A 12484-nucleotide genomic window follows, 5' to 3' on the forward strand; every position below is an offset into this window, starting at 1 on the left:
CGAGTATGGCTTGCCGATGCTGCGCGGCGAGGTGGTCGCCGGTGAGTTCGAGTTCCTCGCAGTGCTGCGCCATTACGAGGATTTGATCAGCGGCCCGGAGCGTGGTCTAGTCTTCAGTCCCTCGCATGCGTGGCACTGCATCAACTGGATCGAACAGCAGGTCAATCACATCAAGGGCAAGCTTGCGCGCACGCCGCTCAAGCTCGATAGCTGGCAACTGTTCCATACGGCGGTGCTGCTCGGCTGGCGCCGCAAGGCGTCGGGCCTGCGCCGGTTCCGAACCAGCTACGAAGAAGTGGCGCGGAAGAACGGGAAGTCCACTTGGAAAGCGGGCGTCGCCGACTATCTATTTTTGATGGACCGCGAGATCGGTGCCGAGGTGTACACGATCGCGACGACGCGCGAGCAGGCTATGAGCGTGTTCAGGCCCGCGCTCGAAAACTATAAGCGGCGAGTTAAGCGCTCGCCTCGGTTGTCGCGCGCGATCAAGATTTACGACGGCACGAATCAAGAGCGCATTGTCGCTGGCGGTGGTGTGTTCAAGCCGTTGCCGGCGAATGCGGAATCGCTTGACGGGCTGAATCCGAGCGTAATCATGGTTGACGAGTTGCATGCTCATCGGACGCGCGACGTCTGGGACGTGATGGAATCGGCGCTGGGTGCGCGCGAGCAGCCGCTGATATCGGCGATCACGACGGCCGGCTACATCCTCGATGGGATCTGCACTGAAATTCGCGGCTACCTCGTGCAGATCCTGCGCGGCGATGTAGTCGACGATAAGTTCTTCGGCGTGATTTTTACGCTCGACGACGGCGACGATCCATTCGATCCGTATGTCTGGCGGAAGGCAAATCCGAGCCTCGGTAGTGCGAAAACGATGGATTACATGGAGGGGCAGGCGACAAAGGCGGCGACGCTGCCCAGCGCGAAGGCGAATTACCTCACGAAAGACCTGAATGTCTGGGTCAACGGGGCAATGAGCTGGTTCGATATTCGAGTGTGGGATCTCGGTGGTGTGCCTTTCGACGCTCGCGAGCTGCGCTGCCGGCGTTGCTTCGGTGGCCTCGACCTTTCGAGCACGCGTGACTTGACCTCGTTCGTTTTGGTATTCCCGCCGGATGATCTCGACACCGGCGATTGGTTTGTGCTGGCCTGGATCTTCTGTCCGCAAGCGAAGGTCGACGAGCAGTCACATAGTGACGCTGCGCCTTACGCGAAATGGAAAGAGGCGGGCTGGCTGACCGTTACCGAAGGCAACGTGCTGGATTACGCCGTGGTGCGCCGGACCGTCAAGGCCGCGTGCAAAGCATTCGATGTTGAAGAGGTCGCGTTCGATGTTTGGAACGCGACGCACCTGGCCAATGAGCTGATGGAGGATGGCGTGCCCATGGTGCAGCTGCCGCAGAATTTCGGCGGCCTCTCGCCCGGCTCGAAATTGCTGGAACGGCTTGTGTACAGCAACCGCTTCCGGCACAACGCGAACCCGGTCTATCGCTGGTGCGCGAGCAACGTGTCGCTGCTGCTGGACACGAATGAAAACATCCGGCCGAACAAGAAAACGTCCGAGGGTCGAATTGACCCAATTGTGGCGACGTGCATGGCGATGACGCGTGCGCTTGTTCACCAGCCGGATCCGACGCCGGAAATTATCGCGATATGAGCACACCGAATAATGCTGGATCCTCGATCCTCAACAAGTGGCGAGCCGGCCGAGAGGCTCAACGGGCTGTCGAGGCGAATGCTTCGGCAGCTTATCCGATCTCGGAAATGGTGGGTGGATCGGAGGGCTATCGGCTCATGACCGGTGGCGGGCCAGGTTCCGGTGCGGTCAGTGAGCGCTCTGCGATGGCGATTGACGCTGTCTACGCGAGTGTGGCGCTGATCGGGGGCGCACTGGGCCAGCTGATTTTGCAGACGTACGCGATTGCAAACGAGTTGCCGACCGAGGTGAAAAATGATCTGTGGTACATGCTGAACGAGGAGATGCACCCTCGTTGGACCGCCGCGCTCGGATGGGACTATTGCGCTCAGGCGCTGCTGTTGCGCGGGAATATGTACCTCCGAATTCATCGGCCATCACAATTTTCTTCGCAGATCGAATCGCTTGAGCCATTGCATCCGTTGAGCGTATCGCCGCGGCTGTACGACGATCGGTTGATCTACGACATCGTTAATATCGACGGCACTACCGAGACCCTTGATCAGGCCGACATGATTCATGTGCCTGGTCCTGGATTCGATGGGCTGCGTGGGATGTCGCAGATACAGCATGTGCTGCGCCGCCCGGTGAATACGGCTGCCGCTGCAGCTGCTGTCGGTGAGCACATGTTGACCGAAGGATTGAGGCCCGACATCGTGCTTGCGACCGAGTCCAAGCTGGATCAAGGGCAAATCGATTTGCTGCGTAAGCAGTGGGTCGACAGATACAGCGGGCTTGCGAATATGAACGCACCGGTTGCGGTCGGTGGCGGGCTGAAGGTGCAGCAGATCAGCATGTCGGCAGCCGACGCGCAATTGCTTGACCGCGAAAAACTGTCGGTCGAAGCAATCGCCAGAATATTCGGCGTACCGCCGTACATGATCGGCCAACTTGAAAAGCAAACCAGTTTCGGCAACGGGCTCGAGCAGCTCGGTACGGGATTCGTGCGGTACACGCTTGGCCGGCACATGACGAAGATCGAGCAGGAATTCAATCGGAAAGCGGCTGTCCGAGGGAAGTCGAAATTTGCGTATGACCCTGCTGCGTTGCTGCGTGGCGATACGAAGTCGCGCTATGACGCTTACCGGTCTGCACTCGGGCGGGCTGGCGAGCCGGGATGGATGACGGTGAACGAAGTGCGAGCGGTGGAAAATCTTCCGCCCAATGCCGATGGCAATTCGATTTTTAAAGGGACCGGTGATGCGAAATCAGATCCTCCGCCTGCTGAATGACAACAGGGCGGCGCCCCGCCGCTTCGAGGTCAGAAATGACGCGAATGGCGACGCTACCATTTACCTCTACGACGTGATTGCATCGGACGACTGGTTCGGCGGAATTTCCGCCGCATCGTTTGTTCAGCAGTTGGCATCGATCTCGGCGCCGACGATTCACCTCCGTATTAATTCGCCAGGCGGCGATGTCTTCGAGGCCCGCGCGATGTCGCAGGCTATTCGCGAGCATCCGTCGACGATTATCGGCCACGTCGACGGCTATGCAGCAAGCGCTGCTACCGATGTCGCGATCGCATGCAGCAAAGTGATCATGGCCGAAGGTTCCATGTTCATGATTCATCGAAGCTCCGCGCTTGCATGGGGGACGGGTGATGATCTGCGGGCGACGGCCGGCCTGCTCGACAAAGTGGATGCTTCGATCGTCGATATGTACGCGGAAAAAACGGGGCAAAGCAATGACGACATCATCGCGTGGATGGATGCTGAAACCTGGTTCACTGCCGAAGAGGCCGTCGCCAACGGGTTCGCCGACGAGCTGGCCGGCAGTGCGCCGAGCAATTCGGCATCCTGGAACCTCTCCGCTTACAAGAATCCGCCGGAGCCTAATTCCCGGAAGTCGCCGGAGCAGCAACCGCCGACGCCGGAGCCGCCGCCGGGACCGGCGGCACTGCAAAACAAGGTCGACCTCGACGGCATGCGCCGCAGGCTCGCACTGAGCACCTGTCACTGACGCTTCCCGCGTCGATTGAGGGGCCGCCTTTGGGCGGCCTTTTTTATTTCCAAAAGGAAACGATATGCCGGTAAATCTCAAGGAATTGCGGGAGCGTCGCGACGCTACCTCGAAGAACCTCAACGCTCTGCTCGAAAATAATTCGGGCGACAAATGGGGCGCGGAGCAGCAAACGATCTACGACAACGGCATGGCCGAGATCGAGCGCATCACTGCCGAGATCAAGCGCCACGAAGGGCTGATCTCGCAGGTGGCGGCCAATGCGCTGAACGGCGATACGCGCGAGTACGCGGGGCAGCACGTGCGCAATGGCGGCCAAAGCGAGGAATCGCGGGCGATGCGTGCCTACCTGTCGGGGGGCATCTCGGCGATGGCTCAGGAGGACGTGCAACGCATGCGCTCGCGGGTCAATGGTGACGTCGCGAATGTGATGCACGGCATGATGCCGCAAAACGCCATGTCGACCACCACCGGTGTCGAGGGGGGCTACACGGTTGCGACGGAATACTACGATCAGCTGACGCAGGCGCTGCAGCAATTCGGCGGCATCCTCGACGTCGCGTCGCAATTCACCAGCGGCACCGGTGCAACGATGAACTTCCCGACCGCTGACGCCCGCTCGGAAGTCGGCGAGATCGTGGGCCAAAACGCGGCCGTCGGCGCGTTGGATACGACGTTCGGCAACATCGTGATGAACGTCTTCAAGTATTCCTCGAAGAAGATCGCGGTGCCGTTCGAGCTGCTGCAGGACAGCATGTTCGATATCGAGGGTTACATCAATGGCCTGCTGGCCCTTCGAATCGGCCGGATCACGGCGCAGCACTTCACCGTCGGCTCCGGCAACGGGCAACCGCGCGGTGCCGTCACGGCTGCGGCGGTGGGTAAGGTCGGCGCAGCTGGCTCGGCGCTGACGATCGGCTATGACGATTTCGTCGACCTCGAGCACAGCGTCGACCCGGCATACCGCGGTGGACCCAAGGTGGGCTGGATGCTGCACGACGATTCGCTCAAGATCGCCCGCAAGATCAAGGACGAACAAGGGCGTCCGATCTTCGTGCCGGGTTACGAGCAGGGCAATCCCGGCGGCGCACCGGATCGCATTCTCAATCGTCCGGTCACGATTTCGCAGGAAATGCCGACCATGGCTGCCGGCGCGAAGTCGGTGCTGTTCGGCGACTATTCGAAGTACCTGGTGCGTCGCGTGATGGATCTGACGCTGTTCCGCATGGCCGATTCGTATTTCATCCAGAACGGCCAGATCGGCTTCATCGCGTTCAACCGTCAAGGCGGCGAGATGATCGACGTTGGCGGCGCCGTGAAGTCCTACCAGAACGGCGCTGCGGCTTAACTCTCGGGTTCGGGTGGCTCGCGCCCCCGAACGCAAAAAAACATCGGAGGTTTTATGAGCAACGATCCGAACGGTCTGTTGGGCGACGACTCGTCGACCGGAAGCGCGAAGGAAAAGGCGACCACTCCGCCGACGCAGAGCAGCGTGGCGGAAAAGCCGCCGGAACCCGCGAGCTCGAAGGATGCAGCGTCCGCGGGCGCCGGTGCGAAGACGGGTGCGAGTGACCCGCAGTTGCCCGAAAAGCCGCAGCGCGTCGAGCCGACGGGGAAGTTGGTCCCGGTGCGCGTGCTCGTGCGCTGTGTGCACGGGATGCCGAACGACATCGCCGAAATCGACGAAACGCTGGTCAAGGTGGCCGAGCGCAATGGCCTGGTGTGCTCGCACAAAGCATCGGTCGAGTTCGTCAAGAGCCTGAAGCGCTAAGCGAGGTGTGCGATGTCGGCACGTGTGATTTCGCCTCCCGACCAGGAGGCAATTTCGGTGGTGGATGCCTGCCTGCATTTGCGAGCCGATCAGGGTCCGGAGGATCCGCTGATCCAGCGCGCCATTCGTTCGGCGCGCCGGCGGGCGGAAAACGAAACCGGCCGGCCGTTGCTGCCGCAGACGTGCGAGAAGCGATTCGAGAAATTCGAGCGCAGCATGCACTTATGGCGGGATGTAACGCAGATCATTTCGGTGGCGTACGACGACGAGCTGGGCGTTGCGCAGCAGATGGATCCGATGTCGTACTACGTCGTTGGCCAGAGCGATCTGCGCGTCGTCGGGGAACTGCCTGCTGCCCGTGAGGTGGTGGTGCAGTTCAAGTGCGGCGCGTTCGAGGCTGACGCTGTACCGGAGGACGTTGTCACGTGGATGTTGTTGCAGATCGGTGCGATCTACGAGAACCGGTCGGCAGTCGATAGCGTCCAGACCTACGAAATCCCCGGCCGCTTTGTCGACGGTTTGCTCGACGGCGCCCGGATCTGGTCGATCTAGCCATGCGAATCGGAAAATTAAAAAGGCAGATCCGTATCGAAAAGCGCGGACCTGGTCGTGATCCGGATACGGGGCAGGAGATCGATGGCTGGGTCGCGATCGGGCCTCCGGTCTGGGCGGATCTGCTGATGCAAACCGGCAAAGAGGCTATCGCCGCGAATTCCGAAGTGGGGCAAGCCGTCGCGAGTATCCGAATTCGATATCGAGTCGACGTCGATAACGGCATGCGGGCTGTTCTTCTCAAGTACATCGATGGCGTGGCCGTGGATGACGTGATTTTCAACATCGGCGAGCCGTTGCCAGATTTTGCCGGCCGACGGTATGTCGATTTGCCCTGCGTTACGGGAGCGAATGATGGTTAAGAAGATTTGCATGCCGACTGCCGGGAAAGGAAAGGCGCTGGTCGATTTGCTCGTCGAGCAGCTCGGCATTCCAAAAAACTGCAAGGGTTTCGACCTGCATTTCGAGGTTGGCGAACCTATCGAAGTCACGATTCGAACCTACGCCACGGACGACGATCAGGCATTCGACGGGAGTGTGATCGAGGCAGTCGAATCGCGTTTTCAGTTGGTGGAGGTGTTCGATGGCGACGCCTGAAGCAATTGTCTATCGCGCCCTTGAGTCGCTGGCCGACGGCCGCGTATATCCCGATCAGGCGCCGGACAACATTGGCCGGCCGTACATCGTCTACCAGAGTGTCGGTGGCGAGGACGGGGCGACGCTCGATGGCGCGGCCGATACGCAGAACTCGCGCATGCAGGTCGCGGTGTGGTCGACGACGCGCAGCGAAGCGGTGGGGCTCATCGGCCAGGTGCGCGATCTCCTGACGGCCGAACCGATTAGCGCGACGCCGATCGGTTCGGCCGTCAGTACGTACGACACCGACACCAAATTACGCGGCAGTCGGCAGGATTTTTCGATCTGGTATCGGTGAAAGCCGTTCCAGCCAAACGTAGGCCCGCTTTTCAGCGGGCCTTTTTTATATGCGAGGTGATATATGACCAGCTCCGCAATCAGTGCGCAGGGTAGCAAAGTGTCGGTGAATACCGGCACGACCGACGTGCCCGTCTGGACGAAGGTGAAAAACGTGAAATCGTTCACCGGCATGGATGGTACGCCGACCGTGCTCGATTCGACCGACCTCGACAGCGAGGCGAAAGAGAAGGTGCTCGGGCTGACGGATAGCGGCACGTGGTCGATCGTTGTGAATCGCGACCTGTCGGATCCCGGCCAGAAGGCGCTCATGGCTGCGAAGAACAGCGGCGCGAAGCTCGGCATGAAAGTCGAGCTGCCCGACAACACCGGGGATACGTTCGACGTGCTCGTCAAGACGTTCCCGCTCGTGGGCGGTACCGATGCGCTGCTCGAATCCACCATCGCGATGGAAATCACGGGTCCCGTGACGCCGATCGCTCCCGGAGCCTAAACCAACATGCTCACCAGAGATCAGATTCTGTCCGCCCAGGACATCAAGACCACGGTCGTGGAAGTGCCGGAATGGGGTGGCTCGGTGCTCGTGGCGGCGCTGTCGGGCACTGCGCGCGACGCGTTGCAAGCTGCGATCGTCGACAACAAGCAGGTGTCGAAATTCGAATCGGCGCTGGTTGCGGCGGCGGCCGTCGACGAAAACAACGTGCCGATCTTCACCGCTGCCGACGTCGACGCGCTGTGCGCGAAGAACGCAGCGGTGGTGTCGCGCGTTGCAGCTGCGGCCATGAAGCTCAGCGGCATCGGCGCGGCCGCGACGGACGAAGCTGAAAAAAACTCCGAAGCCGCCCCGAGCGGCTCTTCTGGCACCGCCTAGCCCTTCAGTTGGGCATGTCGGTAAAGCGTGCCCAGGTTGAAATCGACAGCGCGGAATTCGCTCACTGGCTCGCGTTCTATCGGCTCGAACCGTGGGGCAGCGAAATCGAAGATTTGCGGGCCGGCGCTGGTGTGTCGATGTTGGCCAATATCAACCGCGACGTGAAAAAACGGCCCGAGCCATTCGGGCCGCTTGATTTCTTCCCTTGGGCGGATCAGCGGAAGGCGGGTAACGATTCGACGGCGGAAATTCTGCTGGAGGATCCGAAAGAGCAGGCCGCGCTGATTCGAGCAGCGCTTTATCGGAGGTAGCTATGGCCAAGCGCGCGACGATGGTCATGACGAACCCTGATTCCTTGACGGAAGGAATTCGAGCGCTGTCGGCGGCGATGTCGGAGGAAGCATTGCGACGTGCCGCCGTCGCTGGCGCCCGTGTTTTTCTGGAGGAAGAGCGGTTGCGTATCCCGGTGAAGTCTGGTCAGGGGCGCGACAGTCTGATCATTGCCTACGACAAGGAAGTGTCGACCGAGGGGGTGATTGCTTCGTACATCGTGACGTGGTCGAAAAAAGCGTTCTATCTGCGCTTCGTCGAGTTCGGGACGTCGCGCGCTGCCGCGAACCCGTTCAAGCGGCCTGCATACGAGGCAAAAAAGCAGGTAGCCGCGAAGGCAGTCGATGACGTTCTGAATTCAATAATCCAGGGGGTGCCGGGTGGCAAATGAAAATATCACTCGCGTTACCGCTGATGCGACGGGCTATACGTCGGAGTTGGAGCGCGCAGCACGATCGGCGCAGGCATTTGCCGAGAGCAACGAGGCCGCGGCGAAGCGTGTCGAGGCAGCGCAGAACGCCGTCGCTGAAGCTGCTGCGAACGGGAGCGAGGCCAGTGCGAGGTCGGTCACCTCGTTTATCAACAGCCTGAGTCGTCAGGCTGATGCGGCCGGAAAATCCACCACGGAATTGTTGCGGCAACGTGCTGCGGCGCTCGGCGTTTCTGATGCTGCCGAATCGATGATTCAGCATATCGAGAGCGTCGCGCGGGCGAATCTCGATGCGGCTGCGGCCGTGAAGGCCAAAGTGGCCTCGGATCGCGACGCCGCAGCGCAGGCTGCCAGCGTTGCTGCGGCGAATGAGCGTGCGGCTGCGGAAACGCAGCGCTTCATCGACTCGGTGGTCAAAGAGGCGGCGACGCTGGGCATGAGCCGTACCGAGCTGCTTCAAATCGAAGCGGCGCAGCGTGGTGTCACGACGGCCACGGCCGATGCCATTGCAAAGATCCAGGCGCACGCGACGGCGATGGCGGACGCGGCCACCGCGGCCAAGGCGAAGGCGGTGGCTGATCGCGAAGCTGCTGCGGAGGCTGCCAATCTCGCCGCCGCGAATGACCGAGCGGCGGCCGACGCGCAGCGGTTCATCAATGCGGTGTCGAAGGAAGCTGCGACGCTCGGGATGACGCGTACCGAGCTGCTCCAGCTCGAAGCGGCCCAACATGGCGTTACTGCCGAGACGTCGGCGGCAATCTCGAAAATTGAAGAGCACGCGAAGGCTTCGGCGGACGCGGCTGCCGCTGCTCGTACGCAGGCTGCTGCGGAGCGCGATGCAGCAGCCGAGGCAGCCCGCATTGCCGCTGCGAGTGAGAAGGCGGCTGCCGACACGCAACGCTTTGTTGACGCTGTAACGAAAGAGGCTGCGTCTCTGGGCAAGACCCGGGCCGAATTGCTGGCGTTGGAGGCTGCGCAGCGTGGGGTATCGGCCGAGACCGCCACGGCGATCCAGAAGATCGAGGATCACGCCAAGGCGACGGAAGAGGCCTCGAAGCACACGCATAAATTCAGCCTGGAATCGAATGCTTCCCGTCGCGAGCTGCTGGTGCTGGCGCACGAGATGTCGCAGGGAAATTTCAAGCAGTTCGGCGGATCGATGCTTGTTCTAGCCGAACAATCGAACGCGACGGCGCTGATTTTCAATAAAACAGCGCTGTCGATCGGTGCATTTATCGGCATTCTGGCTATCGCTGCGCACGCTACCTATGCCGCAGCGGAAGCGTTGGCCGAGTATGGAGAAACGATCGAGAAGATCGCCAAAACCACCGGGCTGTCGACGAGTTCCATTCAGCAATTCGGATTCGCGGCAGGCGTGGTTGGTGTGTCGACCAAGGATGCGTCGAGCGCGCTGAAGGATCTCGAAAAGGCGCAAAACGAAGCAATTCACGGAAACCACGATGCTGCCGCCGCGTTCAAGGCGCTGGGCATCTCGCAGGCCGAGCTTAAATCATCGTCCCCTGATGAAATTCTGCTGAAAGTTGCCGACGCATTCGCATCGGCAAAAGATGGCGCTGGTAAGGCGGCCGTCGCAAACCAACTGTTTGGCGCGAGCGGTGCCGAGCTGATTCCGCTGCTGGATCGCGGGAGCGACGGCCTCGCCAAGCTATCGCAAGATGCGCAGGATGCCGGTGCGGTTCTTGGATCGGATACGGTCGCTCAGCTCGCTGCATTCAAGGAGCAGTTGAACGAGAGCCACGAAAAGATGGCTGCGGTCAGTCTCAGCGCGAAAACGGTGCTGATACCGACGATCCTCAATTTGAATGACGCGCTGACCGGTAACGTGGCTATGAAGCCGCTGCTGATCGATTTTTACAGTAGCGTCGGCGTGATCATGAAGTTGGCGGCAAGTACGGTTGCGACGGTGGTGATCGGCTTCGAGCAGCTCTCGGAGGTGATTGCCACGGCGCTGACGGTCGTAGGCTACGGCATGACCGGCGAGTTTAAGTTGGCCGCAGGTATCGCCGAGGTGGGCTTCAGCAATCTCATGAAGCAGGGAGCGGGCTATAAGGATTTCATGTCGCGGTTGTGGTCCGACACGACGAAGGGCAGTGAGAGCAGCGACGGTTTCGACCTTGGCCATAGCAGCGGTTGGGGGAAGAAATCGATCAATTTCGCTTCTGGCCAGAACTCAAAAAAGCCCGACGAGAGCGCGACGGACAATGCCTTGAAGGGCTTGAAGGGACAGCTCGATGCGAGAGAAAAGCTTCTGAAGGACAGCATCGACCATATCAAGTCGCTCCAGCAGCAAGGGGTGATCGATGCTCAGTCGGCGATTCAGCAAGAGCATGACGCGCGCGCGGCTGCATATGCCGATGAGTTGAAGCTTGTTGGTCAAGAAATCGACCTCGCCAGCCGCAAGAAGCAAAAAGCTGCGCTGATCGAGTATCAGAGCAAGCGTGCGGCGATTCAGCAGGCGATTCTCGCCAACGACAGGCAGGCTGCCGATGCGCAGGCCGAGTTGCAGCAGAAGGAACTCAAGGCGGCGCAAGCGTACACGCTTGCGCTCGATAACGAGTTGCAGCAGCGTGCCGATGCAATCCAGGCGGCCAGCGCTGGCCGTTCGCTCGGTTCGATTGCGCAGGATGAGCTTTCCCGAATCACGGCTGTTGGTAAGGAAGGTGCTCAGAAATACACCGATCTGGTGAAGTCGCTGACCGAGAACAAGATCAGTACGAATCAATTCGACGCGGAGGTGAGCGCGCTTCAGCACTATCAAGCGCAGCGCATTGCTCTGGAGCAGGATGCGACCGACAAGATCAAAGCCATGAATGCGGACTGGTCAGGCGGTGCCGTAAAGTCGTTGAACGATTACGCGGACACGGCTGCGAACAAGTTCCAGCAGGTTGGCTCGCTCGTTGGTGATCTGACGAAGGGTATGGAGGATGCGTTCACCACGTTCGTGACGACAGGAAAGCTGTCGTTCTCGAGCTTAGCAACCAGCATCATCGCCGACATCGTTCGCATCCAGGCTCGCGCGCTCGTCGCGCAAGCCGCAACGGGTGCCTCATCGTGGCTGTCGAGCCTGTTCTCGGTCGGTACGTCTCTGGCCGGAGGGCTCGGCATGGGTAGTTCAAGCAGCCTTGCGGTATCGAGCGGCAGCTACTACACGCCGAGCAGTCCGATCATGTTTCATGCCGACGGCGGCGAGATTCGCGGGCCAGGCACCGGTACGAGCGACAGCATTTTGTCGTGGGTGTCGAATGGGGAGGGGATCCTTACTGCGGCGACGATGCGCCGGATCGGTGGTGCGGCCACGCTCGACGCGCTGAACAACGGTGCAAGCATCAATGGGCTTGCGCGGTTTGCGAACGGGGGCACCGTCGGCTCGTCTGCCGGCGTTTCTCCCGTGAGCCAGGGCAATACCAATGTCCAAGTTTCCGTGAACGCCAACGGTGGAAACGGATCGTCATTCGATCAGGCTGACGCGAAATGGCTTCAGTCGCAAGTGCAGAAGCTTGTCGACAGCCGGCTCGCCCAGAAAATGAAGGGGCAGGGCGGCTATGCCTATCAAATGAAGTATGGGAGTGTAAATGGCTGATGCATTCCAGTGGTCCCCGACTGTCGCAAACATGTCGGGGACCGACACGGCAACGGTTCGTAAGGCCCAATTTGGTGATGGATATGCGCAACGCGCCGCTGATGGGTTGAACAACGTCGCGGCGGTGTTTGATCTTCAGTTCATTGGGGATGCGGCGAAGATCACCGCGATCCGTGCCTTCCTCGCGGAGCGTGGTGGCGCAACGTCGTTTTCCTGGAAACCGCCTCTTGAGGCGGCGCCATTGCTGTTTGTGTGTGAGACGTGGAGTAGGCCGACCGTAGACGGGGCTATTTACACCATGACTGCAACCTTTACCCAGACGTTCGCGCCCTGAT

Annotated in this window: 15 protein-coding genes; all 15 read left to right on the forward strand. The window is 60.4% G+C overall.

Annotation, left to right across the window (positions count from 1 at the left end; translation table 11 throughout):
• Positions 1-16: 16 nt before the first annotated feature.
• Positions 17-1660: a terminase large subunit gene (locus AB4851_RS08695; protein WP_414449154.1), complete on the forward strand. Its 1644-nt coding sequence runs from the start codon at positions 17-19 to the stop codon at positions 1658-1660.
• Entirely contained in the window at positions 1657-2931 is a 1275-nt protein-coding gene (locus AB4851_RS08700; protein ID WP_414446847.1) for a phage portal protein, read from the forward strand. Before AB4851_RS08695 ends, AB4851_RS08700 begins: the two co-directional genes overlap by 4 nt.
• Positions 2900-3661, forward strand: a complete 762-nt coding sequence (locus AB4851_RS08705; RefSeq protein WP_414446848.1) for a head maturation protease, ClpP-related — start codon at positions 2900-2902, stop codon at positions 3659-3661. Before AB4851_RS08700 ends, AB4851_RS08705 begins: the two co-directional genes overlap by 32 nt.
• 64 nt (positions 3662-3725) lie before the next feature.
• Positions 3726-5009 carry a phage major capsid protein gene (locus AB4851_RS08710; RefSeq protein ID WP_414446849.1) on the forward strand — a complete coding sequence of 428 codons (1284 nt, stop codon included), beginning with the start codon at positions 3726-3728 and terminating at the stop codon, positions 5007-5009.
• A gap of 54 nt (positions 5010-5063) precedes the next feature.
• On the forward strand, positions 5064-5432 hold the full coding sequence (locus AB4851_RS08715; RefSeq protein ID WP_414446850.1) for a hypothetical protein: 369 nt from the start codon (positions 5064-5066) through the stop codon (positions 5430-5432).
• A gap of 12 nt (positions 5433-5444) precedes the next feature.
• Complete coding sequence (locus tag AB4851_RS08720) at positions 5445-5984, forward strand: head-tail connector protein (RefSeq protein WP_414446851.1); 540 nt, start codon at positions 5445-5447, stop codon at positions 5982-5984.
• A gap of 2 nt (positions 5985-5986) precedes the next feature.
• Positions 5987-6346 carry a phage head closure protein gene (locus AB4851_RS08725; protein WP_414446852.1) on the forward strand — a complete coding sequence of 120 codons (360 nt, stop codon included), beginning with the start codon at positions 5987-5989 and terminating at the stop codon, positions 6344-6346.
• Positions 6347-6356: 10 nt separating this feature from the next.
• A complete protein-coding gene (locus tag AB4851_RS08730) occupies positions 6357-6581 on the forward strand; it encodes a hypothetical protein (protein WP_414446853.1) in 225 nt (74 codons plus the stop codon).
• Positions 6568-6918: a DUF3168 domain-containing protein gene (locus AB4851_RS08735; protein ID WP_414446854.1), complete on the forward strand. Its 351-nt coding sequence runs from the start codon at positions 6568-6570 to the stop codon at positions 6916-6918. The genes AB4851_RS08730 and AB4851_RS08735 overlap by 14 nt, the downstream gene beginning before the upstream one ends.
• A gap of 63 nt (positions 6919-6981) precedes the next feature.
• A complete protein-coding gene (locus tag AB4851_RS08740) occupies positions 6982-7410 on the forward strand; it encodes a phage tail tube protein (protein ID WP_414446855.1) in 429 nt (142 codons plus the stop codon).
• 6 nt (positions 7411-7416) lie between these two features.
• The gene (locus tag AB4851_RS08745) at positions 7417-7788 is read left to right on the forward strand and encodes a hypothetical protein (RefSeq protein ID WP_414446856.1); all 372 of its coding nucleotides are present in this window, start codon (positions 7417-7419) and stop codon (positions 7786-7788) included.
• Positions 7789-7802: 14 nt separating this feature from the next.
• Positions 7803-8099 carry a DUF4035 domain-containing protein gene (locus AB4851_RS08750; protein ID WP_414446857.1) on the forward strand — a complete coding sequence of 99 codons (297 nt, stop codon included), beginning with the start codon at positions 7803-7805 and terminating at the stop codon, positions 8097-8099.
• A 2-nt stretch (positions 8100-8101) separates the two neighbouring features.
• Positions 8102-8509: an HK97-gp10 family putative phage morphogenesis protein gene (locus AB4851_RS08755; protein WP_414446858.1), complete on the forward strand. Its 408-nt coding sequence runs from the start codon at positions 8102-8104 to the stop codon at positions 8507-8509.
• Positions 8499-12149, forward strand: a complete 3651-nt coding sequence (locus AB4851_RS08760; protein WP_414446859.1) for a phage tail tape measure C-terminal domain-containing protein — start codon at positions 8499-8501, stop codon at positions 12147-12149. Before AB4851_RS08755 ends, AB4851_RS08760 begins: the two co-directional genes overlap by 11 nt.
• The gene (locus AB4851_RS08765) at positions 12142-12483 is read left to right on the forward strand and encodes a phage tail protein (protein WP_414446860.1); all 342 of its coding nucleotides are present in this window, start codon (positions 12142-12144) and stop codon (positions 12481-12483) included. Before AB4851_RS08760 ends, AB4851_RS08765 begins: the two co-directional genes overlap by 8 nt.
• Position 12484: the final 1 nt, after the last annotated feature.

The organism is Burkholderia sp. 22PA0099 (assembly GCF_047497165.1).
Taxonomy (GTDB): domain Bacteria; phylum Pseudomonadota; class Gammaproteobacteria; order Burkholderiales; family Burkholderiaceae; genus Burkholderia.

Excerpts from the sequence above, each read along its gene's own strand:
- AB4851_RS08730 (WP_414446853.1), top strand. The coding sequence starts at position 6,357 with ATGCCGACTGCCGGGAAAGGAAAGGCGCTGGTCGATTTGCTCGTCGAG.
- AB4851_RS08695 (WP_414449154.1), top strand. The coding sequence starts at position 17 with ATGCTGCGCGGCGAGGTGGTCGCCGGTGAGTTCGAGTTCCTCGCAGTG.
- AB4851_RS08725 (WP_414446852.1), top strand. The coding sequence starts at position 5,987 with ATGCGAATCGGAAAATTAAAAAGGCAGATCCGTATCGAAAAGCGCGGA.
- AB4851_RS08715 (WP_414446850.1), top strand. The coding sequence starts at position 5,064 with ATGAGCAACGATCCGAACGGTCTGTTGGGCGACGACTCGTCGACCGGA.
- AB4851_RS08755 (WP_414446858.1), top strand. The coding sequence starts at position 8,102 with ATGGCCAAGCGCGCGACGATGGTCATGACGAACCCTGATTCCTTGACG.
- AB4851_RS08745 (WP_414446856.1), top strand. The coding sequence starts at position 7,417 with ATGCTCACCAGAGATCAGATTCTGTCCGCCCAGGACATCAAGACCACG.
- AB4851_RS08765 (WP_414446860.1), top strand. The coding sequence starts at position 12,142 with ATGGCTGATGCATTCCAGTGGTCCCCGACTGTCGCAAACATGTCGGGG.
- AB4851_RS08720 (WP_414446851.1), top strand. The coding sequence starts at position 5,445 with ATGTCGGCACGTGTGATTTCGCCTCCCGACCAGGAGGCAATTTCGGTG.
- AB4851_RS08740 (WP_414446855.1), top strand. The coding sequence starts at position 6,982 with ATGACCAGCTCCGCAATCAGTGCGCAGGGTAGCAAAGTGTCGGTGAAT.
- AB4851_RS08700 (WP_414446847.1), top strand. The coding sequence starts at position 1,657 with ATGAGCACACCGAATAATGCTGGATCCTCGATCCTCAACAAGTGGCGA.
- AB4851_RS08710 (WP_414446849.1), top strand. The coding sequence starts at position 3,726 with ATGCCGGTAAATCTCAAGGAATTGCGGGAGCGTCGCGACGCTACCTCG.
- AB4851_RS08750 (WP_414446857.1), top strand. The coding sequence starts at position 7,803 with ATGTCGGTAAAGCGTGCCCAGGTTGAAATCGACAGCGCGGAATTCGCT.
- AB4851_RS08705 (WP_414446848.1), top strand. The coding sequence starts at position 2,900 with ATGCGAAATCAGATCCTCCGCCTGCTGAATGACAACAGGGCGGCGCCC.
- AB4851_RS08735 (WP_414446854.1), top strand. The coding sequence starts at position 6,568 with ATGGCGACGCCTGAAGCAATTGTCTATCGCGCCCTTGAGTCGCTGGCC.